The organism is Streptomyces sp. NPDC050806 (genome assembly GCF_055586425.1).
The window spans coordinates 104993-128773 of sequence record NZ_JBVJIF010000006.1 but is presented as its reverse complement, the minus strand read 5'-3'; the positions used below and the strand labels follow the sequence as shown (position 1 = coordinate 128773).

Genomic DNA, 23781 nt, shown 5'->3' with positions numbered 1-23781 from the left:
GCGTCCCTCGGAGCAGGACCGCCAGGTCCGCTCCTATGTTCGGGCAGGGACCCGGTGTGTCACCGGGTCCCGCTAGGCTGGCGGAATGACGCGTACCGAGCAGCCAACGGTCGTGACCCCCACATCCGGCGCCCTCGCCGCGGATTCCCGCGAGCGCGCCGTGCGAGCCCTGTTGCGCTTCCCTCCCCTCAAACGGCTGTGGAGCGCCCAGTTCGTCGGTGGCATCGGTGATGCCCTCGGCGTACTGGTCCTGGTGCTGCTCGCGCTTCAAGCGGCGGTCTTCACCCCCCACGGAGGCGCCGCGGCCTTCGGTGGCGGATACCGGGGCGCGGCCTTCGCGGTCGCCGCCGTCTTCGGTGCCCGCCTGCTGTCGACGTTGCTCTTCGGTGCCGTGCTGCTCGGCCCGCTCTCCGCGCTGACCGCCCCCGACGGCCCGCTGGACCGTCGCTGGACGATGATCGCCGCGGACGGCGTACGTGCCCTGGCGCTGATCGTCGCCCCCCTGTGGATCGACTGGCTCCCGGGCAACGCCCTGGCCTGCGTGCTGATCACGGCCTTCGTGACCGGCGTCGCCGAGCGCTTCTGGACGGTGTGCCGAGAGAGCGCGGCGCCCGGGCTGCTGCCCGCGCCTCCCGCCGAGGGCGACGCCGTGAGACCGCAGCCGGAACACCACGACGCGCTGCGCCGGCTCTTCCTGCGCACGGGCTTCGTGTCGCTGCCCATCGCCGCCGCCGGCCTCCTGGTCGTCACCCTCATCGGCAACGCCCTGGGCGCCGGCATCGAGTGGTTCCACACCCACCAGGCGGCCCTCGGCTCGTACGTGGCCGCCGGCCTGTTCGCCGCGTCCGTCTCGATCCTGTACTTCCTCGCGTTCCCCGGCTCCCGTACGCCGCGCCCGCGCTCGCCCCTGGAGGGGCTGCGCCGCCCCAAGAGCGGCACCAACGTCGACAAGGGGCGCACGGGCGCGATCCCGCTCCTCGTGCTGGCCTGCGCGGCGGTGGCCGCCGCGATCGCCGCCGCCGTCGCCGTCAGCGTCCTGCACGTGCGCGACCTCGGGGGCGGCCCGGTCGGCTTCGGCCTCTTCGTGCTGGCACTGAGCGGCGGCCCGGTCGTCGGCATCCGCAGGGCCCGCAAGATCCTGCCCGGCTTCTCCCGCCGCCGGCTCCTCGCCCTCTCGGTCGCCGTCACCGGCCTCGCGCTGCTGGCCATGGGCCTGGTCCCCGACCCGACCACGGTCCTGCTGCTGGCGCTGCTCGCCGGGGTGAGCGCCGGTGTCGCGGCCAACACCGGGCACGTCCTCCTCGACCAGGAGGCCGAGGAGTTCCGTACCTCCCGTACGACCGAGCACCTGCACGCCGTCGTACGGCTCGCCGTCGCGCCCGCCGCGATCATCGGCCCGCTGCTGGCCGCCGGCATCGGCCCGCACCACCTCGGGAACGGCTCGTTCGTCTTCGCGCACGGCGGCGCCGCGTTCACGCTCATGCTCGTCGGCGCGCTGCTGCTGCCGGTCGCCGCGTGGGTGCTGGGCAAGACCGACGACCGGCAGGGCGTACCGCTCCGCCGCGACCTGCGCGAGGCGCTGCGCGGCGGCGACCCGGAGCAGGCCCCGGCGTCGACCGGCTTCTTCATCGCCCTGGAGGGCGGCGACGGGGCCGGCAAGTCCACCCAGGTCGAGGCGCTCGCCGACTGGATAAGGGCCAAGGGCCACGAGGTCGTGGTGACCCGCGAGCCGGGCGCCACCGCCATCGGCAAGCGGCTGCGCTCGATCATCCTGGACGTCTCCACGAGCGGCCTGTCCGACCGGGCCGAGGCCCTGATGTTCGCCGCGGACCGCGCCGAGCACGTGAACAGCGTGATCCGGCCCGCCCTGGAGCGCGGCGCCGTCGTCATCACCGACCGGTACATCGACTCCTCGGTGGCGTACCAGGGCGCGGGCCGCAACCTCGCCCCCACCGAGATCGCCCGCATCTCCCGCTGGGCCACCGACGGCCTCGTCCCGCACCTCACGGTCCTGCTGGACGTCTCCCCGGAGACCGCGCGCGAGCGCTTCACCGAGGCGCCGGACCGGCTGGAGTCCGAGCCGGCGGAGTTCCACGAGCGGGTGCGCAGCGGCTTCCTCGCGCTCGCCTCCGCCGACCCGGCGCGCTATCTGGTCGTGGACGCCGGGCAGGAGCCCGAGGCCGTCACCACGGTCGTACGGCACCGCTTGGACCAGGTGCTGCCGCTGTCCGAGAGCGAGGTCGAGGCCCAGGCCGAGGCGCGCAAGGCCGCCGAGGAGGAGGCGCGCAGGAAGGCCGAGGAAGAGGCCGCGCGCAAGGCCGAGGAGGAGCGGCAGGAGCGCGAGCGCCAGGAGCAGCTCGCCCGGCTGCGCGCCGAGGAGGAGGAGCGCAAGCGCCGCGAGATCGAGGCCGCCAAGGCGCGCGAGGCCGCGCGGCAGGCGGAGGAGGCCCGGCAGCGTGCCGAGGAGGCCCGCCGCCAGGCCGAGGAGGAGCGCCGGCGCCGGGAGGCCGAGGAGGCCGCCCGCCAGGCCGAGCAGGAGCGGCTGCGCCGGCAGCACGAGGAGGAGAAGCGGCTCCGCCAGGAGGCCGAGGAGCGCCGCCTGGAGAAGCAGCGCAAGGCGGAGGAGGCGCTGCTCCGCGCCGAGCAGGCGCGGCTCGCCGCGGCCTCGGCGGCCGAGGGCGTCCACGACGCCGACGCGCCGACCACCGAGACGCCGGTCTTCAGCATGCGCAAGGAGTACCTGGAGGACGCGCCGGGCTCCGCTTCGGACGCGGCGGAGACCGTGCCCGGTGGGACGCCGCGGGTGGACATGCACAAGGAGGCGGCGCTCGGCTCCGGGAACGCGCCCCGCTCCGGTGCGGAAACCGGTGACCGGGACGCCCGGCCCGGCTCCGACCCCGAGGAGACCGCGGTGCTCCCGCAGCCCGAGGTGGCCCCGGACGACGACCGGCCCGAGCCCGGCCGCCGGACGTCCCCCGCGGGCTCCGGCGCCGCCGACGAGACCGCCGTCCTGCCGTCCGTACGGCCGGAGGAGGCGGAGCGGAGCCGTGCGGCCGATGAGACCGCCGTCCTGCCGCCCGTGCGGCCGGAGGAGGCGGAGCGGAGCCGTGCGGCCGATGAGACCGCCGTCCTGCCGCCCGTGCGCCCCGAGGGCCCGGAGGACCGGGTGCCGTCGTGGATGTTCCGCCCGGAGGAGGGCGGCACGCGACGGCCGGCGGCCGAGTCGAGCACCGAGCGCACTGCCGAGCTGCCGCAGATCGACCCGGCGACCGGCCGGCCCACCGGGCAGTCGCCGTACGAGTCGTACGCGCCGCAGCAGCCGCACCCGCAGTACGAGCAGCAGGCGCGGCCGGCCGGCCGCCGGCGCCCGGAGTGGGCCGAGGAGACCCCGCTGGACGACCTCCCGACCCTCGCGGACGAGCTGCTCGGCCCGCGCGACACGGAAGAGGAGGAGCAGCGCGGCCGCCGCGGCCGCCGCTGATCCTCCCCCGCCTCTCGGCCCTCGGTACGTGTACGTGCCGGGGGCCGGTGGCGTTTTCGGGTGCGGGTGCGGGTGCGGGCTCCGGCGCTGTTGCGGGCGGCGGTGCGTGGGGCAGGGGAGCTGTCGGACCGCCGATGCCGCGATGCCGCCAGTGGATGCCTGTGGATACTGCCGCCCCCCGGAGGTTTTCCACAGGCGGTCGGGAGTGTCGGTGCCGTCCACCACAATGGAACGCGACGGACCGACCGGGCGCGGCGACGGCACGGGGACGGCGGCGTGCCGGGAGGCGCGCGGCGGCGGTACGGCAACGGCACGGTACGGCGACGGCACGGCAGACACGGACAGGACGGCGGAGCGGCAATGGCGGTGTGGGACGACCTGGTGGGCCAGGAGCGGGTGACGGATCAGCTCGCCGCCGCGGCGCGCGACGCCGACGCCCTGGTCACGGCCGAGGAGATGGGCGACGCTGCGCCGGAGGCCGCGCCGGCCTCCATGAGCGCGTCCAGGATGACGCACGCCTGGCTCTTCACCGGCCCGCCCGGCTCGGGCCGGTCCACCGCGGCCCGCGCCTTCGCGGCGGCGCTGCAGTGCGTGAGCCCGGACCGCGCGCTGGGCGGCACCCCCGGCTGCGGTTTCTGCGACGGCTGCCACACCGCGCTGGTGGGGACGCACGCCGATGTCGAGGTGGTCCGTACGGATCTGCTGTCCATCGGTGTGAAGGAGACCCGCGACCTGGTCCGCAGGGCCTCCATGTCACCGGCCGGCGGACGCTGGCAGGTGATCGTCCTGGAGGACGCCGACCGCCTCACCGAGGGCGCGGGCAACGTCCTCCTGAAAGCCGTCGAGGAGCCCGCGCCGCGTACGGTCTGGCTGCTCTGCGCGCCCTCCATCGAGGACGTGCTGCCCACCATCCGGTCGCGCTGCCGCCTGCTGACGCTGCGGACGCCCGCCACGTCGGCCGTGGCCGACATGCTGATGCGGCGCGACGGCATCGAGCCGACCGCCGCCGCTGCCGCGGCCCGCGCCACCCAGGGGCACATCGGCCGGGCCCGCCGGCTGGCGACGGACGAGCGCGCCCGTGCCCGCCGCGCCGCCGTCCTCAAGCTGCCGCTCCGGGTCGACGACATCGGCGGCTGCCTGAAGGCCGCACAGGAGCTGATCGACGCGGCGGGGGAGGATGCCAAGCAGGTCGCCGAGGAGGTCGACACCAAGGAGACCGAGGAGCTGCGGGCCGCGCTGGGCGCAGCGGCCGGCACCGGCGGGCGGCTGCCGCGCGGTACGGCGGGCGTGATGAAGGACCTTCAGGACAGGCAGAAGCGCCGCTCCACGCGTACCCAGCGCGACAGCCTGGACCTCGCCCTCAGCGACCTGACGGGCTTCTACCGCGACGTCCTGGCCCTCCAGCTCGGCACCGCCGCCGAGCTGGCCAACGAGGACGTACGGGACAGCGTCCAGCGCATCGCCACCGGCTCCACGCCCGAGCGCACCCTGCGCCGCATAGAAGCGGTGCTCGCCTGCCGCCAGGCGCTGGACCGCAACGTGGCCCCGCTCCTCGCCGTCGAAGCCATGACCGTCGCCCTGCGAGCGGGCTGACCGGCCCCGACCCGCGCCCACCGAGTCCCGCGTGCCCGCCGGTGGGCTGCCGGAGCGCCCCCTCGGCCACCGGGCACCCGTCCAGCTCGCCCGGCCTCTTCGGCCACCGGCACCCCGCCGGTTTGGCCGAGCCGTGCCCACCAAGCGGCTGAAGTCACTCGGACGAGGGCAATAGGCCGGGCACGGGCGCACCGGTACGGATACGCTCCCCAGAGCTGTCGCCAACTGTCACCATTGGTCACGAACAGTCACGAGCCGAGCGCCGCCACCGCCGCCGACCGAGGGACCGCCCCATGGACACCAGCCGTCTGTTTCGCACCTCCGGCGCCGTGCTCGCGGCCGCCGCGCTACTCGTCTCCTGCAGCTCGTCCGCGAGCAAGGGAGGCGACACCGTCGCCTCCCCGGCACAGAACGGCCCCGACGCGCGCCCGGACAGCGACAAGGCGACCAAGGTCCTCGATCCGCTGCCCGCGGCCGTACCGGCGGCGCTGCGCCCGTACTACGACCAGAAGCCGGCCTGGCGCTCCTGCGGCCCCAAGGGCTTCGAGTGCGCCACCCTCAAGGCCCCCCTCGACTACGCGAAGCCCAGCCGCGCCACCGACCTGAAGCTTGCCGTCTCCCGCAAGAAGGCCACCGGTCCCGGCAAGCGGCTCGGCTCCCTGATGGTCGACCCGGGCGGCCCCGGCGCCTCCGCGATCAACTACCTCCAGCAGTACGCGCCGGAGCCGGCCGCCGTGAAGGCCCGCTACGACATGGTCGCGATGGACCCGCGCGGCGTCGCCCGCAGCGAGCCGGTGCGCTGCCTCTCGGACCAGCGGATGGACGCGTACACGCAGGTCGACCAGACCCCGGACGACAAGGCGGAGCAGCAGAAGCTCACCACCGCCTTCAAGACCTTCGCGGACGGCTGCAAGGCCCGCTCCGGCAAGGTGCTCGGCCACGTCTCGACCGTCGAGGCCGCGCGCGACATGGACATCTTCCGGGCCGTCCTGGGCGACCGGAAGCTGACCTACGTGGGCGCCTCGTACGGCACCTTCCTCGGCGCGACGTACGCGGGCCTGTACCCGTCCCGCGTCGGCCGGCTCGTCCTGGACGGAGCGATGGACCCCTCGCTCACCTCGCGGCAGCTCAACGAGGACCAGACCGCCGGGTTCAACACCGCCTTCACCTCCTTCGCCGCCGACTGCATCAAGAAGCGCGACTGCCCGCTGGGCACCAAGAGCACCGCGGACGCGGGCAAGCAGCTCTCCGCCTTCTTCCGGCAGGTGGACGCGCACCCCGTCGCCACGGGCGACTCCCGCAAGCTCACCGAGTCCCTGGCGACCAGCGGCGTCATCGCCGCCATGTACGACCAGACGGCCTGGCCGCTGCTCCGCGAGTACCTCGGCAAGGCGAAGAAGGGCGACGGCAGCGGCCTGCTCGCGCTCTCCGACTCCTACTACGAGCGTGACCCCGACGGCAGCTACGCCAACCAGATGTTCGCCAACCCCGCGGTGAACTGCCTCGACCTCCCGCCCGCCTTCTCCTCGCCCGCCCAGGTCGAGGCCGCGCTCCCCGCCTTCCGCAAGGCCTCCCCGGTCTTCGGCGACAACTTCGCGTGGTCCCCGCTGAACTGCGCGTACTGGCCCGCCAAGGCCACCGGAGAGCCGCACCGCATCGAGGCGAAGGGCGCGGCCCCGATCATGGTCATCGGCACCACCCGCGACCCCGCGACCCCGTACCCCTGGGCCCGCGGCCTGGCCTCCCAGCTCTCCTCGGGCCGCCTGCTGACGTACGAGGGCGACGGCCACACCGCGTACGGCCGCGGCAGCGACTGCGTCGACACCGCCGTGAACACCTACCTCCTGGAAGGCACCCCGCCGGCCAAGAACAAGCGCTGCTCCTGACCTCGGAGCCCGCCCCCAAAGGCGATTACGAACCACCCCTCCGCCATGTGTAGACTGGGCCGCGCACCACGCCGCCTTAGCTCAGTCGGCCAGAGCGACGCACTCGTAATGCGTAGGTCAAGGGTTCGATTCCCTTAGGCGGCTCCGTGAAAGGGCCAGGTCAGAAGCTTCTGACCTGGCCCTTTGCTGTGTGCGGGGGGGCGGTGCGGGGTCTGAGCCGGTCCGTGGTCGGGCCGCGTGGGGTCCGGGGGCGGGAGGTCCGGTCCGGCAGGTCGTGTCGGGGGACTCGGGCCCGCGGCAACTGGCGGCCGGGGAAGTGGGCCTTGCTGTCCGTGCACAAGGCCCCACGTGGGCTTCCCGTCGTGCGGCTTCGCGTAGACAGGCGCTGCCGGGGGCCGACGGCTCCGGGCGGCCGGAAGCGTCCGAGCTGGGCGGATGGAGCGACCGGTGGCACGCGCGCGGCCACCCCGTCGGCGCCGCGCGCGCCAGGCCGGGAAAGCGGCGGAACGGCGGTTCCGGAAGTGGCTGCTTCGGTCCGCGCGGTCCGGTTTCCGGCCTGCGGCTCCGGCTACGCGGATGCGGTCACGCCAAGCCGAGGAGGGTGAAAGTGATCACCCAGGACCAGATACCCGTAGTGCTGGAGCACCCGGTCTACGACGCCGAGGGGAACAAGATCGGCGACGCCAAGCACGTGTTCTTCGACGACCTCACGGGCCGGCCCGACTGGGTCACCGTCAAGACCGGTCTGTTCGGCACGAAGGAGACCTTCGTGCCCACCCTGGAAGCCACCGTCGTGGAGGATCACCTGGAGGTTCCGTACCCCAAGAGCACGATCAAGGACGCCCCGCACGTCGACGTGGACGCCGGCGGCCATCTGTCCCAGTCCGATGAGGAACGGCTGTTCGTGCACTACGGCCTCGTCGACGAGGCCGCGGAGCAGCGTTCCGGGCAGCCGGAGGAAGGCCTGCGCGCGGACACCGGCCGGCCGGACGAAGAGCGGTCCGACAGGCCCATGACCTCGGCACCGGGAGCCATCGCCGAGGAGCCCACGGCCGCAGAACCCGCTGCCGCCGGGCCCGCGGTCCCGGGAGAGCCCGCGGACGATGCGATGACCCGTTCCGAGGAGCGGTTGCGCACCGGTACCGAGCGCAGGGAGGCCGGTCGGGCGCGGCTGCGCAAGTACGTGGTCACCGAGGAGGTCCAGCGGACCGTTCCGGTGCGGCGCGAGGAGGCCCGTATCGAGCGGGAACCGATCACCGAGGCCAACCGTGACGCGGCGATGGCCGGCCCGGACATCACCGAGGCCGAGCACGAGGTGACGCTGCACGAGGAGCGGCCGGTGGTGGAGACCGAGGCCGTACCGGTGGAGCGGGTCCGTCTGACGACCGAGGAGCGCACCGACGAGGAGACCGTCCGGGGCGAGGTCCGTAAGGAGCGGATCGAGACCGACCTGCCCGGGGAGACCGACCTGCCCGGGGAGCGTGAGCGCACCGGTCGGGCCGAGGAACCCCCTCGGACGGACCCGCCCGAGGAGCGCGAGCGCTGAGTGATGCGGCTGCCCGGCCGGGCTGCGGGCCGGGCAGCGGCAGGCTGTCGTGAATGAGGCTGTCCGGCGGCGGGGTGGAGGTTCTAGCCTCGGACCGTACGGAAGTTCCGTACCGGCAGGTGGAACAGCGCGTACCGGTACGGCGTGCAGCCATGGATCTCCGAGCCCCCGAGATCGTCATCCGGGCCCATGAGCGGCCGGAGATCCGCTGAGTCTGCGGCGACGTCGCGGTCTTCCGGCCCCGCCCTCCCGGACTTGTCCCGCCGGGGTCATTCCCGCGCTCCCGGCGGCCGGTGACGGGCGAAACCAGCGCCAGAAGACGCGGACGGGGAGCCACGCCTTCTCGCGCACGGTCGCCGCCGGAGCCGACTCACGTTCCCGGCGGCGACCCCTCGCCGGCGCCCCGCGCCCCGGTTCTGCGGGAATTTTTCTTTTTCCGGGCCGGTCGGCCGACCGGGTGCCGCATTCGGCCGTTCGATTGAATAATCAAACGACTGCGGCTCGCGGGGCACCGTAACGCCGGGGTGCCAGGGACGCGAGAATGCGGCCGCCGGATTCCCCCACCGGGGTTATTAGTAGGGCTGGGCGAGCGCCGGGCCGGACGCGGCTGTAATCATTTTTGTGTCCCACTTCTGCGCAAAAGGAGAGAAACCATGCGCAAGTTCATCGGACGCTTCGCCGCCACCGCCGCGCTCACCGCGGCAGCCGTTGTCCCGCTCTCAGGTGTGGCCTCGGCGCAGTCGCAGGAGGCTGCTGCCGCACCGACATCCGTCTCGGCGGCCGGGCCCTGCTGGTTCGGCAGCTGCTGGGGTGGCTGGGGCCACAACCACTACTACTCCGACAACGACGTCGTCAATCTCGGCGGAATCCTTCTCTGACGGAGGAGCGCGCCGGTAGTCACGGGGGAAACGGAAAGCGGAAGGGCCTCGCTCCCGCGGGGCCCTTCCGCCGTTCCTGCCGTCGCGCGAACGTCAGTCGTTCACGCAGGTGTTGCCGAAGGCGGGGTTCAGCAGACCGATGACGTTGATGGTGTTGCCGCAGACGTTCACCGGAACGTGCACCGGAACCTGGACGGCGTTGCCGGAAAGCACACCGGGCGAACCGACGGCGGCACCGGAAGCACCGCTGTCGGCCAGCGCGGCACCGGAAGCGGCACCCGTGGCGAGGCCGGCAGCAGCCAGGACCAGAGCGGCCTTGTGGGCATTCTTCATGGGGAATCCCTCCAGGGATGGTTACCGCGGCTCCGGACGGGCGCCGCACCGTGCTGAACGCAGTTCCGGTCGATCGGCTACGGGCAGCCACCGATAAACCTTCGATCGGCTCAATGCGCTGAATGTGCGGGGCCGACCGACTGCGCTCCGAATTCTGGCCGGTGCGGCACGCGGGAGCGCGCAACGCTTGCCCGAGAGCACCTTCGGCGTGTTGCGATCCGCACACCTGACCAGCGATTCACCCGATCGAAACCGCACCCGTCGACCTGTTGATGCGTTGATCGGTTTGTTAGCCCAACTGGGCGACGGAAATCGAAGCCGACGTTACTGTCCGCTGTTCAGTGAAGAGGTACTGCTATGTCGCGCGTTGCCAAGACCGCCCTGCTCACCGCCGTGGCCGGGGCCGCCGTACTCGGTGCATCCGGTATGGCCTCCGCCACCTCCGGTTCGGGTGCGTTCGGCGCCGCCGAGAACTCCCCGGGCGTCGGTTCCGGGAACCTCGTCCAGGCCCCCGTTCACATTCCGGTGAACGCCTGCGGCAACACCGCCACCGTCATCGGTGCGCTCAACCCGGTTTTCGGCAACCCCTGCGTCAACCAGTGACGGGAGCGCCGGGCGGCGGGAGTTGAGCCGACCGGCGGCACGGCTGCGGACCGTTTTCCTGCGGCGCGGTGACCTGATGTCCTTGCGGGCGTCAGGGCGCCGCGCCGTTCCACGTTCATTCGAGTGACAGCACGCAACCAAACTCACCCGGTCCCGTTGTCCAGTTCGCTCCGACTACGGGCATTCCGTATTGAGAAGGGTGAATCGTGTTCAAGAAGGTTCTTGCCACGGGTGCCGTGGCGGCGTCCATTGTGGGTATGTCGGCGGCGGCTGCTCCGCAGGCACTGGCGCTCGGTGACGACGGAGGTGCCACGAACGCGAGCGGAAACGGCGCCTCGACGTCGTTCGGTAACCAGACGACTGCCGGTCACATGAGCACGCAGCTCGGACTGGTCCAGGGCACGCTGAACAAGCCCTGTGTCGGTCTGCCGCTCAAGGCGAACGTCGGCGCGCTCGTCGGCCTGGTGCCGATCGCCGTCCAGGACATCAACGTCCTGTCGAACCCGCAGAACCAGCAGTGCACCGACAACTCGTCGCAGAACAAGGGCGACGAGCCGCTGTCGCACATCGTGGACGGTGTTCCGGTGCTGTCGGCCAACGGTTCCGGCAACGGCTGATCACAACGGCTGTGAAGGCCCGGACCGCCAGTCCTCTCCTCCTGGGCGGTCCGGGCCTTTCCGCGTCTCCGAAAACCCGCACCGAGTACCGGTCGTATCAACCGAGTTGAGTACCGGAGAGGCGGCCGGAGGAAATTCTTACAAGCATTCCTTCAGGCCGAGTCGTTGGGTCATTAGGGGGTGTTCCGGGGAAAGTTCCGGAGATGTGGTTTCGATTCTCCGGGGTGCTCGTTACCAGTCACGGCAGCGTAGTTACGGGCGATCTGGATAGCGCTCGTGCGGCACGAAGGTCGTGACCGTTTCGTACTCCGCTGCAGAAAGGGCTGAAAGTGAAGTACACGAAGGTCGCCGCGGTCGCCGCTGGAACGCTGATGGCTGCGGGCGTTGCCGCGCCGGCGTTCGCCGACTCGGGTGCCAGCGGTGCCGCCAACAACTCGCCGGGCGTGCTGTCCGGCAACGTCGCCCAGATTCCCGTTCACATCCCCGTGAACGTCTGCGGCAACACCATCGACGTCATCGGCCTGCTGAACCCCGCCTTCGGCAACACCTGCGTCAACGACTGACGTCCGCACGCACGCTGGTGCGAGTTCGACCCGGACGGCCTCGGGACGCATGCCATGCGCCCCGGGGCCGCCTTGTGATTACGGGCGTACGGGCAGCAGGCCCTTACGCGACGGCAAGCGAAGACAGGAAGACCAATGCGACAGGTCCTGGCAAAGGGTCTCCTCGCCGCCGCGGCCACCACCGGTGTACTCGGGGTGACCGGAGGCACCGCGTTCGCGGACGCGGGGGCGAGCGGCGAGAGCGGGAACTCCCCGGGCGTGCTCTCGGGGAACACCGTCCAAGCGCCGGTGGAACTGCCCGCGAACGCCTGCGGGAACAGCGTGGACGTGGTCGGCGGGCTCAACCCCGCCTTCGGCAACGGCTGTGCCAGTGACGGGGGCGGCGACAACGGCAACGGGCATGCGCAGGGAGCGCACGAGCAGCGCGCGGGAGGCGGCGGCAGCAGCGACGGGAACGGCGCGAGCGCGACCGGCTCGGCGCAGAACTCGCCGGGCGTCGGATCGGGCAACAACGCCCAGGCGCCCGTCGACGTGCCGGTCAACGCCTGCGGCAACTCCGCGGACGTCGTCGGTCTGCTGAACCCCGTCTTCGGTAACAGCTGCGACTCCTCGACGGGTGAGAAGCAGCACGCCGAGGAGGCCGCACCGGACCCCGTGCCCGAGACGCACACGCGTCCGGCGCAGCAGGAGAGGCCCGCCGCACCCCGTGCCGCCGAGCCCGAGGTCATGGGGGCGCAGCTGGCCCACACCGGTACGGCGCAGATGGGTCTGGCCGCCGGCACCGGCGCCGCGCTGGTGCTCGGTGGGGCGATCCTGTACCGCCGGGCGCGTACGGCCGGGCGCTGAATCCCGCTGCCCGGCGTCGCCCACCCGGTCTCCGCGGCGGCGCCGGGCGGCGCGGTGGGCGGGCTGCCCGTACCGCCGGGAAGTAATTCAGATTTCCGTATGGATGGGTGTGCATAACGCCGGGCGGGCTTCTGGCCGGTGTGCAGGGAAATCCACGGAATCCCCGTCGTTCGAGTGGTACGGGAAAAAGGGAGCGGGCCCGCAGTTTCCGCGCGGGAAGCGGGTCGTTACGCATGACGACAGCGGCGGTACGTACGGCACGCCAAACTGCCTGCGCGACGCGCAGGGCGTCCTTGTCGCCCTCGCCGCTGCGGAAAGGAACGCTGAAGATGAAGCTCGCGAAGACCGCGGCGATCCTCGCCGGCTCCGTGGTGGCGCTGGGGGCCGCGACCCCCGCGTTCGCCGCACCCGCCCCCTCGACCTCGCCGAGCATGAGCCTGAACGCCGGGCTGTACAACGCGCTCGAGAACGCCGGCAAGGCCGAGGTCGACCCGCTGGTGGAGCACGCGCACCACACCACGCACGCGCTGGCCGCCGGCGACGGCGAGGGGCTTGTGGAAGGCGCCACCGGTGTCGCGGGAAACCTTCCGCTGGCCGGTCTGCCGCTCGGGAAGTGACGCCGCCGCACCGCCGGGCGGCCGATCCGGCGCAAGGATCAGCCGCCGTGCAGCGGGACGGCGTACGGCCCGTCCGGGCCCGCGACCGCGAGGACGGTTCCAGGATGAAGGGGATCGGAATCGCCCCCGCTGATCGGCCGCTCGATCAACATACCTTGCTCCGGTCCGTTATCCGGCGCACCGGAGAATTTACCGTCGAACGGCGCATTCGGGCCGTCACGCCGTTTTCCCTGAACAGTGCACGGAATTCCCGGGTCGTACATGCGCACGCGCGTTGCGCATTCCACCGTACGGCCGTTCCGGAACGGTGAATTCGAAGACCGCACGAAGAACCATATGGGTGAAAGTGCAAAACCAAACCCGCTGAGAAGAGTTGGGCAGAGCGCTCCGGATGCGGGCATTCAGTAACAAGAAGGGTGAATCGTGATCAAGAAGTTCATGGCCTCGGCCGCAGTTGCGGCGTCCATCGTCGGTGTCTCGGCCGCAGCCGCCCCGCAGGCGATGGCTGTTGGTGACGACGAAGGTGCCAGCGCCTTCAGCGGCAACGGTGCCTCGCAGTCGTACGGCAACTCCACCACCCACGGCAACATGAGCCCGCAGATCGGCCTGATCCAGGGCTCCCTGAACAAGCCCTGCATCGGCCTGCCGGCCAAGGCGAACATCGGCTCGCTCGTCGGCCTGGTGCCGATCGCGATCCAGGACATCAACGTCCTCTCCTCCCCGCAGAACCAGCAGTGCACCGAGAACTCCACCCAGAACAAGGGTGACGAGGCGCTGTCGCACCTGCTCGACGACATCCCGGTCCTGTCCGCGAACGGTGCCGGCAACGAGTAAGTGCCACCGGGAACCCGGGTCGTTCACCCCTCACGGGGTGCGGCCCGGGTTTCCTGCTGTCCGGCCGGCGGGCGGGCGTTCCCCGGGCGCATCCCTTGGCGGACACGGCGACGGCCCCGGGCGCCGCGGGTGGGCGGCGGCCGGGGCAATCCGTACGAACGGCCGCGGTCCGTACGGTGCGGAGGCCGTACGGTCAGAGTTCGTACGGCCGCTGGCGGGGCGGCCGGGGCCGCGGCGGGTCGGGCACCCGTGGTGCCCGGCGCGGCGGCCGGTCCGGCCCGGCCTGCGGCTCCCCGTCGTCGGGGAGTTCGCGGCGCGGCGGGAACGGGCCCCGCGCGTGCCACTCGGCCAGCAGCCGGTCGTAGATCGGCGTCGGCTCCTCCCGCACCCAGCGGCCGGGCCGGGGCACGCGCGGCGGCTGCCGGTCCGCGTGCTCGTCGTCGTCCATCATGTCCACGTCCACGTACAACCGACGGTCACGGCCGCGGGTTATGCCGGGTGTGGGCCGAAGGAGTTAGCCCGGGTGCGGGAGGAGCCGAGCAGGGCCTGCGACGCTCAGTAGTCCACGTCCGGCGTCTCGCCGGCCGGCGGCCGGGAGTACGGCGACTGCTGGGGCATGCCGGACGCGCCGGGCGCCTGGCCCCAGGGCCGCTGGACGTTGCCGAGGATGGTCTTGGCCAGGTCGCTGGTGGCGAAGACGGTCTCCTCGGCGGCCGTCGCGAGGTCCTCCCGGTCGTTGGAGCCGAGGGCCGCCACCAGGCCGAGAAGCTTGTGGTGCAGGACGCCGATGGCCTGCTCCTGCGCGCGCTGCGGGGCCGGCACCTGGCTGTCGGGGCGCGCCGGGGCCCTGGTGCCCGTCCCGGAGTGGTCGGTGGGGGCGTACGGGTCGGCCTGGGCGTAGATGTCGGCGGGCGCGTCGCTGCCGGTCAGGCCCGACTGGTCCGCGGGGTATTCCGGGGTGGACATCAGGTCGCGGCCCTGGAGCCTGGACAGCTCACCGGCGATGGCCTGGGCCTCGGTCTTGGTCTCCGCGGCGGACTTGCGGTCATCGGTCTTCAGCGCGTTCCCGACCACATGGAGTACGTCGGAGAGGGCGCCCAGCAGGCCGCCGGAACTGTTGCTCTGCGGGGTGTCGGCGCCGGGGGCCGGGGCGGCCACGTCGGGGGGCGCGGCGGTCCGTTCGGTGGCCGCAGCGGTGGCCGGGCCGGCCGTACCGAGGACTAGGGCGCCGCAGACGGCGGAGGTGACGACGAGTCCGGGCTTCCGGGGCATGCGCATGGGGGTCCTTTCGGGTGACCGGTCGTGGCGGTCGGCGGTGGGCAAGGCAGTACCTGGGAAGGGCACTGCCGAGCGGTGCGTCGGGGACGCCGAGATACCGTCACGGTGCAAAGGGCGGTCGCCACGCGCAATTCATCGACTACCGACGGTGTGGGGCAGTTGCTCCCGGTCACATTGTCTGACCTGCCGTTTCGCGCGGAGCGGCGGAAGCGGCGGGGCTGCGGCCATTCGGGGCGCGCGGCGGACGGCCGGTGCGTACGGCCGGCCGGCCCGCCGGAGTGCCCGGCCGGGTGGCAGTGGGCCCGGAATCATTACCTCCCGGCCCGCACGGCGTTGCACTGGGTGTGGCGGAACGTGTCACCGGCCGTGATGCGTGGGCCTTCGCGGGGCGGTGCCGTCCTCACCCTCCGGCACCGTCCCGCCTCCCGTTCACAGCAGGCCTGTTCGGAGGCGGTGGAACGTATCTTCATGTCGTCCCCGGTGCAGGCGTATTCGGGGCCCGGTCCGGGTGCGGGCCGCAACCTCCGGCCATGGCTCCGAGTTGGTCCGGACGTGGAGCTCTTTCTCGAAAGACAGCGCCCCGGAGCCGTGCCGCGCCCCGGGATGGAGCCGACCCCGATCTACGACCGGCTGCTCGCCGAGTGGCGGGCGGGCACCGTCCGGAGGCCCGCCGCTGCCGGCTGGCCGCACGAGGACACGGTGTGCGGTACCGGCCAGGGGCCCGGCGGTCCCGGCCGGCCCGGCGGTCCGCCCGGTACGCGGCTGCCCGCCGTGGTGACGGGACCGGCGAGGGTGCCCGCACGGGGCGCGGCGCCTGTGCGGGGCGCGGCGCCGGTTCCCGTGGCGGCCCCGGCGCGCGCCGGTTCCCGTGGCGGCCCCGGCATGCCCGTACGCGCCGCGGTGCCGGCTCGTACGGCGGCGCGGGCGCCGATGGCACGGATGGGCCGGGTGCCCGTGGCGCCGCGCACGGTGTCCACCTCGCATCCGCTGTGAGCCGCTGCCGGGCGTCCTGAGCCACGGTCCGACGATCTGAGTCGCTGCCCGGCGTCCCGGGCCACTGCTCGGCGTCCCGGGCCACTGCTCGGTGGCCCGAGTCCTGCCCGTCGACGTGGGGGAGGGCGGGTGGTCGGCGCCTCTCCTCGGCGCTCAGCGCCGGGTGTTCGTACGGTCCGTCGGGGAGCCGCGCGGCCGGGGGATGGTGGGCCCGAAGGAGAGCGCCTGGCGGACGACTTCCTCGGCGCTGGGCGGCACGTCGGGCCAGAAGATCAAGTCGCTGATGTAACGGCAGCGCAGGGCCTGCTCCAGCCAGTCCAGGTGGGCGTAGAGCTCGGCCTCGCCCTCGTACGCGCGGTCCAGGATCTGCTGGACGAGGGCGACGGCTCGCTGCCGCACGGCCTCGTCCGGGGCGGTACCGCAGTCGTCGTCGCCGCTGCCGCTGTGGTCGCTTTCCACACGAGGCTCCCTGTCGAGGCTGACCGGTCCCCCAGAGACTGTCACTCTTCGGCCGCCGTCAAAACCTCCTGGACGGCGGACGGACAGCAGCCGTACTGCCGCGGATCCGGCTCGGCGGTTGCGCTCCCCCGACGGGCGGTGTGCGCGCCGGCGCACCGACGGGCCGGATCCGATGTGACGATCTCATCGGACGGGTCCAACGGCTGACTAACATGTGGCCAACCACGGGGCCAACGGGTCGGCCTGTACGGAGGAGCAACATGCGGTTCGGCCTGCTGGGCCCGTTGACGGTGGACGACGGCGCGGGCGGAGCCCGGCCGTTGAACAGTGCGAAGGGCCAGGCACTGCTGGCCGCCCTCCTGTTGCGCGCGAACCGCGTCGTGCCGGTCGAGGTGCTCAAGGAGGCGCTGTGGGGCGCGCGGGCCCCCGCCTCGGCCAACGCCTCGCTCTACAACCACGTCACGCGGCTGCGCCGCACGCTCGGCCCGGACGGCGACGGCCGGCTCCGTTCGGTGGCGCCCGGCTATCTGCTGCGGGTCGGCGCCGGTGAGCTGGACAGCACCGAGTTCACCGCGGCCGTACGGCGGGCCCGGGAGGCGTACACCCAGGGGGACTGGACCGCGGTGCTCCGGGAGGCCGCCGGCGCGGCGGTCCTGTGGCGCGGCCGGCCGCTGGACGGCCTGCCCGAGGAGGTGCACGAGGCGCTGGACGCGCAGCCGTTCGTGCGCCAATTGGAGGAGGAACGTCTCCAGTTGCTGGAGTGGCGGTACGACGCCGAGCTGCGGCTGGGGCGGCACGGGGGCCTCGCGCCCGAGCTGTCGCGGCTGGTCGCCGAGCATCCGCTGCGCGAGTCCTGCCACCGACAGCTGATGCTGGTACTGCGGCGCACGGGGCGGCAGGCGGAGGCGCTCGCGGTGTTCCACGCACTGCGCCGGCGGCTGGTGGAGGACCTGGGCGTCGAGCCGGGCGCGGCGGTACAGGAGGCGTACCAGGAGGTGCTGCGGGACGACCCGGAGCCCGAGACGGGCGTCTCCGGCCGAAGAGGGGCGGGCATCCCTGGCCAAAGGGCGGCGCAACAAGGCGCAGGGAGAGCCGCCCTTGAGGGGGGCCACGAACGCTGCGTACCGGATGCGGCGGACGACGGGGCTCCGCCCGTCAGCACGGAAGCCGGTGCCGGGCCGAGTCCGGACACCGGTGCCGACCCCGCGCCCCGGCCCGCCCAACTCCCACCGCCGCCGACCCCGTTCCTGGGCCGCGACGCGCAGGTGGAGGCGCTGTACGAGGCGCTGGCGCCGCACGCCGGCCGGCCCGCCACCGCCGTCCTGAGCGGCATGGCCGGGGTCGGCAAGAGCGCGCTGGCCGTGCACGTCGCCCACGGGCTGCGCGACCGCTACCCGGACGGGCAGCTCTTCCTGAACCTGCGCGGCGCCAACCCCGGTGGCGCGCCGATGACCGCGCTTCAGGGGCTGGAGGCGCTGCTGCGCGACCTCGGTGTACCGAGGGGCCGGGTGCCGGACGACGTGCACGCCGCCGCGGCGCTGTTCCGCTCGACGCTCGCCGGGGCCCGGGTGCTCCTCGTCCTCGACGACGCGGCCGGCGCCGCCCAGGTGCGCCCGCTGCTCCCGGCGGATCCCGGGTGCGCGGTGCTGGTCACCAGCCGGTCGCCGCTGGCGGCGCTGGACGGCGCGGTGCACCTGCCGCTGGCCCGGCTCACCGAGCGGGACAGCGTGGACCTGATCAGCCGGGTCTCGGGGCAGGGCCGGGTGCCGGCCGGCAGTCCGGCGGCGCGGCGGCTGGCGGAGCTGTGCGGCCAGCTGCCGCTGGCGCTGCGGGTGGTCGCGGCGCGGCTGGCCGCCCGCCGCGCGCTGACCGTCGAGGCGCTGGTCGAGCTGCTGGACGGGCAGGACGGGCGGCTGGACCACCTGGAGTACGACGACCTGAGCGTGCGGCGTTCGCTGGCCGTCGCGTACGACGCGCTGGTCGCCTCGGAGCGGTCGGCCGACCGGGACGCGGCGCTGGTGCTGCGCCGGATGGGGACGCTGGACCTGCCGGAGTACGAGACGGAGCTGACGGCCCGGCTGATGGAGGCCGGCGTCCGGCGGGCCTGTGCCGCCCTGGACCGGCTGGTGGACGTGGCCCTGCTGGAGGAGGTGGCGTTCGGCCGGTACGCGCCGCACGACCTCGTACGGGATTTCGCGCGCGAGCTGGCCGCGCGGCACGAGGAGGCCGCGGAGCGGGCGGCGGCGGTGCGGCGCGGCGTGGAGTGGTTCGCGGCCCGGGCCGCGCAGTCCGTCAGGGTGTTCCTGCCGGCGACGCGCTTCCGGGAGGTGCGGCTGGCGGGCGAGCCGGCGGAGCAGGCGGTGCCCTTCACGGCCGGCGAGGAGGCGTGTGCCTGGGGCGACCGCGAACTGGCGGTGATGCGCTGCCTGGTGACCCGGCACATCCGTACGGAGCACGCCCGGGACGCGGCGGTGACACTGGTGCGGATGCTCGCGCCGTACCTGCAGGGCCGCGGCCGGATGCAGGAGTTGACCGAGCTGAGCGGCCTGGCACGCACGGCCGCGCGGGAGTCGGGGGACGCGGGCGCGGAACTGGTCGCGATGAGCGACCTGGCAGGCGCGTACTACATGTCGGGGCGCTACGCGAAGGCGCTCGCGCTGATCGACGAGGCGATCGCGAAGTCGCGGCTGCTGGGCGACGACGAGTGGCTCCAGCGGGCGCTCGGCAACCGCGGGCTGCTCCTGTACGTGCTGGGGCGACCCGAGGAGTCCGCGGCGGCGCAGGAGGAGGCGCTGGCGTACGCGCACCGGCTCGGCGACGACCACGCGGTGGCGGTCTGCCTCAGCAACCTGGGGAACCTCTTCGAGCTGACCGACGCCCGCAAGGCCATCGAGTTCCACCGCCGGAGCCTGGAGACGGGCGTACGGCTGGACAGCGCACCGTTGCAGCAGACGGCGCGCTGCAACATCGGCTGCGCCTACCTCACGCTCGGCGAACCGGAGGCGGCGATCGGCCACTTCGAGGCGGCGCTGCACTCGCCGGGGGACGCCGCCGACTGGCACACGGTCTCCGAGAGCCGGCTCGGGCTCATCCGCGCGCTCCGGCGGCTGACGCGGGCGGACCGCGCGGCGCGCGAGTGCGAGGCGCTGCTGGCCCTGGCCGAGGTGCGTGGCGACGCGTACACCTCGGGCAAGGCGCGGTACGAGTACGGCCATGTGCTGCGTGCACTGGGGCGCGGTGCCGAGTCCGGCGCGCAGTGGCGGCTGTCGCTGGCCGCGCTGGACGGTACGGACGCCGATGTGCTGCCGGAGTTGCGGTCCCTCGTGTGACGTGCTGGGGCGTGCGGGCCGAGCGTTGGCCAATCAATTACTGAGCGTCTTTTCGCCATGTCCCGGCCCTCTTCCGGCCCGTTTGCCGGGGGTGGGTAGCCCGCCTGGCGCACAGGAATGGGAAAACGGATAAACTGGTGCAATTGTGGTGGTAGTTGTCATGGGCTCTCCGGCGCCCGGCAGGGGTGGTCCGCCCTGTCCGGCGTGCGAGGCCCGCCGCCAGCGTCCAGGAGGCCCCATGCTCCGAAGCGCCGTCCGCAGCGCCGCAGCCGGTTTCGTCCTTCTCTTCGCGGCGGTGCTCGCCGCCGACGCGGGTGCCGGGGGCGGTGGTGCCGTTGCCCCGCCGGCCCCGGTCCACCTGGTCTCCGCCAAGAAGGGGCTGCCGCTCGACGGCCCCACCGTGGTCGCACACCGGGGGGCCGCCAAGTACGCACCCGAGAACACCCTCGCCGCCGTCGACGAGGCCGACCGGCGCGACGTCGAGTGGGTCGAGAACGACGTACAGCGCACCAAGGACGGCAAGCTGGTCGTCATCCACGACGCCACGCTCACACGGACCACCAACGCGAAGAAGGTCTTCCCCAAGCGGTCGCCGTGGCGGGTGGCGGACTTCACCGCGGCGGAGATCGCCAAGCTGGACGCCGGGAGCTGGTTCAGCAAGAAGTACGCGGGCCAGCGGGTGCCCACCCTCGCGTCCTACCTCGACCGGCTGGACAGCAACGGCCAGAACCTCCTGCTGGAGATCAAGAATCCGGAGAAGTACCCCGGCATCGAGAAGCAGGTACTCAGGCAGCTGGGGAGTTCCGGTTGGCTGGACCCGGCGCACGTCATGGACGGACTCGTCATCCAGAGCTTCGGGGTGGACGCCGTCCGCGAGGTGCACGCGCTCCAGCCGGACGTCCGTACCGCGGTGCTCGGTACGCCGAGCCGGGCCAAGCTCCCGGAGTACGCCCGGTTCGCCGACTGGATCAATCCGCCCTTCAAGGACCTGAGTTCGACCTATGTGTCCGCTGTGCACAGCCTGTGGGGGCCGCACGCCGAGCGGCTCGAAGTGCACACCTGGGGCGTGTCGGCCAATCAGGCCAAACGGGCGTTCTCCGCCTTCGGAATCGACGGCGTCATCCTCTGACCTGCGCATTCCGCTTACCCGCCCGGCGTGTGACGTAGATGGCATGTGAAGCATGTGAGGAGAGGATTTACGGGATTCGGCGTGCCGGGCTAGGGTGCCTCTGATGTTCTCAGCTGCCTCGCTCCCCGCAATTCCGGTAAGACGGAGAATTCTCTCCCTGGGTTGCCTGGGGGAGGGGACGTGAACAATCTCGCGCAGTCGCAGAGCGAGCGACGCACTCCCCTTCCTCCCACCCGGACCGCACCGGCGCCCGCGGACACCGCGGTCAAGGACCATGCGGTCACCGGCGGCGGGCAGCAGACCGGCCGGAAGCGGGACACGCAGCCGAAGAACGGCAAACAGCGCGACGCCTTCTTCGACAACGCCAAGTACCTCGCCATCGTCCTCGTGGCGATGGGGCATTCGTGGGAACCGCTGCGGGACGGCAGCCGGTCGGCGGCCGCGCTGTACATCACCGTGTACGCGTTCCACATGCCGGCGTTCATCATCATCTCCGGCTACTTCTCGCGCAGTTTCGACATGCGCAAGGACCGGCTGCAGCGGCTGATCACCGGCGTCGCCGTGCCGTACATCCTCTTCGAGACGGCGTACACGCTGTTCAAGCGGGTGGCGGACGACGACCCTTCGTACCCCATCAGCCTGCTGGACCCGTGGTACCTGACCTGGTTCCTGATCGCGCTGTTCGTCTGGCGGCTCACCACGCCGATCTGGAAGATCGTGCGCTGGCCCGTCCCGCTGGCGCTGGCCATCGCCGTCCTGGCGTCCGTCTCGCCGGACATCGGTGACGACCTCGACCTGCAACGCGTGCTGCAGTTCCTGCCGTTCTTCGTCATCGGCCTGTGCCTCAAGCCCGAGCACTTCCTGCTGGTGCGCAACAAGCGCGCCCGCATGCTGGCGGTGCCGGTCTTCGCGGCCGCGCTGGTCTTCGCGTACTGGGCCGCGCCCCGGATGAACGCCGCGTGGTTCTACCACCGCGACAGCGCCCAGGAGATGGCCGCGCCGTGGTGGTCCGGTGCGGTCATGACGCTGGCGATGTTCGGCTGCTCGCTGGTCCTGGTGGCGTGCTTCTTCGCCTGGGTCCCGGGCCGCAAGATGTGGTTCACCGCGCTCGGCGCCGGCACCCTGTACGGCTACCTCCTGCACGGCTTCCTGGCCAAGGGGTCGCGCTTCTGGGACTGGTACGACGCCCACTGGATGCACACCCCGCTCGGCGCGATCGCGCTGACGCTGATCGCCGGCTCGATCATCACGGTGCTGTGCACCCCACCGGTGCAGCGGATGTTCCGGTTCGCCATGGAACCCAAGATGACCTGGGCGTTCAAGAAGGACGCCGCCGAGGTGGCCCGCCACCGGAAGTGACATGACGGGCAGGCAGAATCGCCTGTGCCATCCGGGGCCCGGTTCGCGCGCGGACCGGGCCCCGTCGTCCGTCCGGAGGAGACACCATGTCCGAGTCGGCCTGGTCCGGTGAACAGCTGGACCTGGACGCCTACCTGGCGCGCATCGGGTACGCGGGGGACCGCGCGCCCACCCTGGAGACGCTGCGCGCGGTCCAGGCCGCCCACGTCACCGCCATCGGCTTCGAGAACATCGACGTGCTCCTCGGCCGGCCGGTGGCGCTGGACGTGCCGAGTCTCCAGGACAAGCTCGTCAGCGGCGGCCGCGGCGGCTACTGCTACGAGCACAACCTGCTCTACGCTGCGGCCCTGGAGCGGCTCGGCTTCGCCGTCTCCGGGCTCGGCGCCCGCATCCGGATGGGCGACGACAGGATCCGCCCCACCACGCACGCGCTGCTGAAGGTGCGGCTGGACGGCGAGGACTGGATCACCGACGTGGGCTTCGGCGGCGAGGCGCTGCTCGCGCCGCTGCCGCTGCGCGCCGGGTACCAGGAGCGGCAGGGCGGCTGGACCTTCGGCATCGACCGGGCCGACGCGGCGGAAGCGGACGGTGAGCGCACGTGGGTCGTGCGGTCGCTGCACCCCGAGGGCTGGTTCGACCTGTACTCCTTCGGGGCGGAGCCGCAGTACGCCGTCGACTTCGCCGTCTTCAACCACTACATCGCGACCCATCCGCGGTCGCCGTTCGTTCAGCGCCTCGTGGTGCAGCGCCCGGACCACGGCCTGCGGCGCACCCTGATCGGTACGGAGCTGACGCTGACCGGTACCGACTACGCCCGCGACGTGCGGGAGGTCGGCGCCACCGAGCTGCCGCGGGTGCTCGGCGAACTCTTCCGGATCACGCTCACGGACGCGGACGAGAAGACGCTGGTGGGCTGGTACGGCCGGTGAGAGCCGGGGGCCGGCGCGCCGTCGCTTCGCGGCCGGCCGTGGTCAGGAGACGACCGCGATGCCCTCGATCTCGACGAGCGCGGCCTCGTCCCACAGGCGGGTCGTGCCGATCACGGCCATCGCGGGGTAGTCGGTGCCGACCAGCCGCTTCCAGACCCGGCCGATCGCGGCGGCGTTGCGGCGGTAGTCGGCCACGTCCACCGCGTACACCGTCAGCTTGCCCAGGTCCCCGGGGCCGGCCCCGGCCGCCTCCGCGGCGGCCAGCAGGTTCGTCAGCGCCTGTTCGAACTGCTCGACGACGCCCGTGCCGACGATCCGGCCAGCGCCGTCCAGCGCCGTCTGCCCGGCGAGCAGGACGATCGTCCCGGGAGCGGCCCGCACGGCGTGGCTGAAGCCGGTGGGCGGGGACAGCCGCGCCGGGTTGATCCGCTCCAGCTCACTCATGCACCGCTCCGTCCCGTGGTCCGCGCCCGTCCGCTCAGCAGTTCACGCACGTCCGCCCGCCTCC

At 72.6% G+C, this 23781-nt stretch carries 22 protein-coding genes and 1 tRNA gene; 17 read left to right on the top strand and 6 right to left on the bottom strand.

Going from position 1 to position 23781, the window contains the following annotated elements; all coding sequences use genetic code 11:
* Nucleotides 1–85: 85 nt before the first annotated feature.
* From tmk to ACZ6WH_RS19865, 6 genes are all read left to right on the top strand, one after another.
* The gene (gene tmk, locus ACZ6WH_RS19890) at nt 86–3481 is read left to right on the top strand and encodes a dTMP kinase (protein WP_469729716.1); all 3396 of its coding nucleotides are present in this window, start codon (nt 86–88) and stop codon (nt 3479–3481) included.
* 360 nt (nt 3482–3841) lie between these two features.
* Entirely contained in the window at nt 3842–5074 is a 1233-nt protein-coding gene (locus ACZ6WH_RS19885; protein ID WP_469729715.1) for a DNA polymerase III subunit delta', read from the top strand.
* 293 nt (nt 5075–5367) lie between these two features.
* The gene (locus ACZ6WH_RS19880; RefSeq protein WP_469729714.1) at nt 5368–6960 is read left to right on the top strand and encodes an alpha/beta hydrolase; all 1593 of its coding nucleotides are present in this window, start codon (nt 5368–5370) and stop codon (nt 6958–6960) included.
* 70 nt (nt 6961–7030) lie between these two features.
* A tRNA-Thr gene (locus ACZ6WH_RS19875) sits at nt 7031–7104 on the top strand.
* 463 nt (nt 7105–7567) lie between these two features.
* Nucleotides 7568–8506 (top strand): DUF2382 domain-containing protein, encoded by a 939-nt coding sequence (locus ACZ6WH_RS19870; RefSeq protein WP_469729713.1) that lies wholly within the window; start codon nt 7568–7570, stop codon nt 8504–8506.
* Nucleotides 8507–9159: 653 nt separating this feature from the next.
* Complete coding sequence (locus ACZ6WH_RS19865) at nt 9160–9384, top strand: hypothetical protein (RefSeq protein ID WP_432857414.1); 225 nt, start codon at nt 9160–9162, stop codon at nt 9382–9384.
* Between the two features lie 93 nt (nt 9385–9477).
* Here the strand turns inward: ACZ6WH_RS19865 and ACZ6WH_RS19860 are convergent, their stop codons facing one another.
* Nucleotides 9478–9717 (bottom strand): chaplin, encoded by a 240-nt coding sequence (locus ACZ6WH_RS19860; protein ID WP_361552730.1) that lies wholly within the window; start codon nt 9715–9717, stop codon nt 9478–9480.
* Nucleotides 9718–10074: 357 nt separating this feature from the next.
* Between ACZ6WH_RS19860 and ACZ6WH_RS19855 the strand changes: the two genes are divergently transcribed.
* The 5 genes from ACZ6WH_RS19855 to ACZ6WH_RS19835 all read left to right on the top strand — a co-directional run bounded on the left by ACZ6WH_RS19855 (nt 10075) and on the right by ACZ6WH_RS19835 (nt 12963).
* A complete protein-coding gene (locus ACZ6WH_RS19855; RefSeq protein WP_432857416.1) occupies nt 10075–10320 on the top strand; it encodes a chaplin in 246 nt (81 codons plus the stop codon).
* A gap of 206 nt (nt 10321–10526) precedes the next feature.
* Nucleotides 10527–10937 carry a rodlin gene (locus tag ACZ6WH_RS19850; protein WP_432857418.1) on the top strand — a complete coding sequence of 137 codons (411 nt, stop codon included), beginning with the start codon at nt 10527–10529 and terminating at the stop codon, nt 10935–10937.
* A 329-nt stretch (nt 10938–11266) separates the two neighbouring features.
* A complete protein-coding gene (locus tag ACZ6WH_RS19845) occupies nt 11267–11500 on the top strand; it encodes a chaplin (protein ID WP_361552721.1) in 234 nt (77 codons plus the stop codon).
* Nucleotides 11501–11635: 135 nt separating this feature from the next.
* Nucleotides 11636–12346, top strand: coding sequence for a chaplin (locus tag ACZ6WH_RS19840; protein WP_469729712.1), 711 nt, complete (start codon nt 11636–11638; stop codon nt 12344–12346).
* 329 nt (nt 12347–12675) lie between these two features.
* The gene (locus ACZ6WH_RS19835) at nt 12676–12963 is read left to right on the top strand and encodes a hypothetical protein (protein WP_432857422.1); all 288 of its coding nucleotides are present in this window, start codon (nt 12676–12678) and stop codon (nt 12961–12963) included.
* Nucleotides 12964–13001: 38 nt separating this feature from the next.
* Here the strand turns inward: ACZ6WH_RS19835 and ACZ6WH_RS19830 are convergent, their stop codons facing one another.
* Nucleotides 13002–13232 (bottom strand): hypothetical protein, encoded by a 231-nt coding sequence (locus tag ACZ6WH_RS19830; RefSeq protein ID WP_469729711.1) that lies wholly within the window; start codon nt 13230–13232, stop codon nt 13002–13004.
* 154 nt (nt 13233–13386) lie between these two features.
* On the opposite strand from ACZ6WH_RS19830, the gene ACZ6WH_RS19825 reads away from it, so the two are divergent.
* On the top strand, nt 13387–13797 hold the full coding sequence (locus tag ACZ6WH_RS19825; protein WP_432857426.1) for a rodlin: 411 nt from the start codon (nt 13387–13389) through the stop codon (nt 13795–13797).
* A 193-nt stretch (nt 13798–13990) separates the two neighbouring features.
* Here the strand turns inward: ACZ6WH_RS19825 and ACZ6WH_RS19820 are convergent, their stop codons facing one another.
* A complete protein-coding gene (locus ACZ6WH_RS19820) occupies nt 13991–14260 on the bottom strand; it encodes a hypothetical protein (protein WP_432857428.1) in 270 nt (89 codons plus the stop codon).
* 92 nt (nt 14261–14352) lie between these two features.
* Nucleotides 14353–15069: a hypothetical protein gene (locus ACZ6WH_RS19815; RefSeq protein WP_469729710.1), complete on the bottom strand. Its 717-nt coding sequence runs from the start codon at nt 15067–15069 to the stop codon at nt 14353–14355.
* A gap of 594 nt (nt 15070–15663) precedes the next feature.
* Here ACZ6WH_RS19815 and ACZ6WH_RS19810 point away from each other — a divergent pair.
* Nucleotides 15664–16068 (top strand): hypothetical protein, encoded by a 405-nt coding sequence (locus ACZ6WH_RS19810; RefSeq protein ID WP_469729709.1) that lies wholly within the window; start codon nt 15664–15666, stop codon nt 16066–16068.
* 153 nt (nt 16069–16221) lie between these two features.
* On the opposite strand, the gene ACZ6WH_RS19805 is transcribed toward ACZ6WH_RS19810, so the two are convergent.
* Nucleotides 16222–16527, bottom strand: a complete 306-nt coding sequence (locus ACZ6WH_RS19805) for a hypothetical protein (protein WP_432857433.1) — start codon at nt 16525–16527, stop codon at nt 16222–16224.
* A gap of 260 nt (nt 16528–16787) precedes the next feature.
* Here ACZ6WH_RS19805 and ACZ6WH_RS19800 point away from each other — a divergent pair, with 260 nt between their 5' ends.
* From ACZ6WH_RS19800 to ACZ6WH_RS19785, 4 genes are all read left to right on the top strand, one after another.
* Nucleotides 16788–19856 carry an AfsR/SARP family transcriptional regulator gene (locus tag ACZ6WH_RS19800; protein ID WP_469729708.1) on the top strand — a complete coding sequence of 1023 codons (3069 nt, stop codon included), beginning with the start codon at nt 16788–16790 and terminating at the stop codon, nt 19854–19856.
* A gap of 238 nt (nt 19857–20094) precedes the next feature.
* Entirely contained in the window at nt 20095–20985 is an 891-nt protein-coding gene (locus tag ACZ6WH_RS19795) for a glycerophosphodiester phosphodiesterase (protein ID WP_469729707.1), read from the top strand.
* A gap of 180 nt (nt 20986–21165) precedes the next feature.
* A complete protein-coding gene (locus tag ACZ6WH_RS19790; RefSeq protein ID WP_432857439.1) occupies nt 21166–22344 on the top strand; it encodes an acyltransferase family protein in 1179 nt (392 codons plus the stop codon).
* An 86-nt stretch (nt 22345–22430) separates the two neighbouring features.
* Nucleotides 22431–23273: an arylamine N-acetyltransferase family protein gene (locus ACZ6WH_RS19785; protein ID WP_469729706.1), complete on the top strand. Its 843-nt coding sequence runs from the start codon at nt 22431–22433 to the stop codon at nt 23271–23273.
* Between the two features lie 42 nt (nt 23274–23315).
* Here ACZ6WH_RS19785 and ACZ6WH_RS19780 read toward each other — a convergent pair whose 3' ends face one another.
* Nucleotides 23316–23717 (bottom strand): RidA family protein, encoded by a 402-nt coding sequence (locus tag ACZ6WH_RS19780; RefSeq protein WP_469729705.1) that lies wholly within the window; start codon nt 23715–23717, stop codon nt 23316–23318.
* Between the last annotated feature and the right edge of the window lie 64 nt (nt 23718–23781).

What these genes read in the sequence shown, in the direction of transcription:
- ACZ6WH_RS19855 (WP_432857416.1), top strand. Translation starts at nt 10,075, where the DNA reads ATGTCGCGCGTTGCCAAGACCGCCCTGCTCACCGCCGTGGCCGGGGCC.
- ACZ6WH_RS19800 (WP_469729708.1), top strand. Translation starts at nt 16,788, where the DNA reads ATGCGGTTCGGCCTGCTGGGCCCGTTGACGGTGGACGACGGCGCGGGC.
- ACZ6WH_RS19815 (WP_469729710.1), bottom strand. Translation starts at nt 15,069, where the DNA reads ATGCCCCGGAAGCCCGGACTCGTCGTCACCTCCGCCGTCTGCGGCGCC.
- tmk (WP_469729716.1), top strand. Translation starts at nt 86, where the DNA reads ATGACGCGTACCGAGCAGCCAACGGTCGTGACCCCCACATCCGGCGCC.
- ACZ6WH_RS19865 (WP_432857414.1), top strand. Translation starts at nt 9,160, where the DNA reads ATGCGCAAGTTCATCGGACGCTTCGCCGCCACCGCCGCGCTCACCGCG.
- ACZ6WH_RS19880 (WP_469729714.1), top strand. Translation starts at nt 5,368, where the DNA reads ATGGACACCAGCCGTCTGTTTCGCACCTCCGGCGCCGTGCTCGCGGCC.
- ACZ6WH_RS19835 (WP_432857422.1), top strand. Translation starts at nt 12,676, where the DNA reads ATGAAGCTCGCGAAGACCGCGGCGATCCTCGCCGGCTCCGTGGTGGCG.
- ACZ6WH_RS19795 (WP_469729707.1), top strand. Translation starts at nt 20,095, where the DNA reads ATGCTCCGAAGCGCCGTCCGCAGCGCCGCAGCCGGTTTCGTCCTTCTC.
- ACZ6WH_RS19785 (WP_469729706.1), top strand. Translation starts at nt 22,431, where the DNA reads ATGTCCGAGTCGGCCTGGTCCGGTGAACAGCTGGACCTGGACGCCTAC.
- ACZ6WH_RS19885 (WP_469729715.1), top strand. Translation starts at nt 3,842, where the DNA reads ATGGCGGTGTGGGACGACCTGGTGGGCCAGGAGCGGGTGACGGATCAG.
- ACZ6WH_RS19780 (WP_469729705.1), bottom strand. Translation starts at nt 23,717, where the DNA reads ATGAGTGAGCTGGAGCGGATCAACCCGGCGCGGCTGTCCCCGCCCACC.
- ACZ6WH_RS19860 (WP_361552730.1), bottom strand. Translation starts at nt 9,717, where the DNA reads ATGAAGAATGCCCACAAGGCCGCTCTGGTCCTGGCTGCTGCCGGCCTC.
- ACZ6WH_RS19840 (WP_469729712.1), top strand. Translation starts at nt 11,636, where the DNA reads ATGCGACAGGTCCTGGCAAAGGGTCTCCTCGCCGCCGCGGCCACCACC.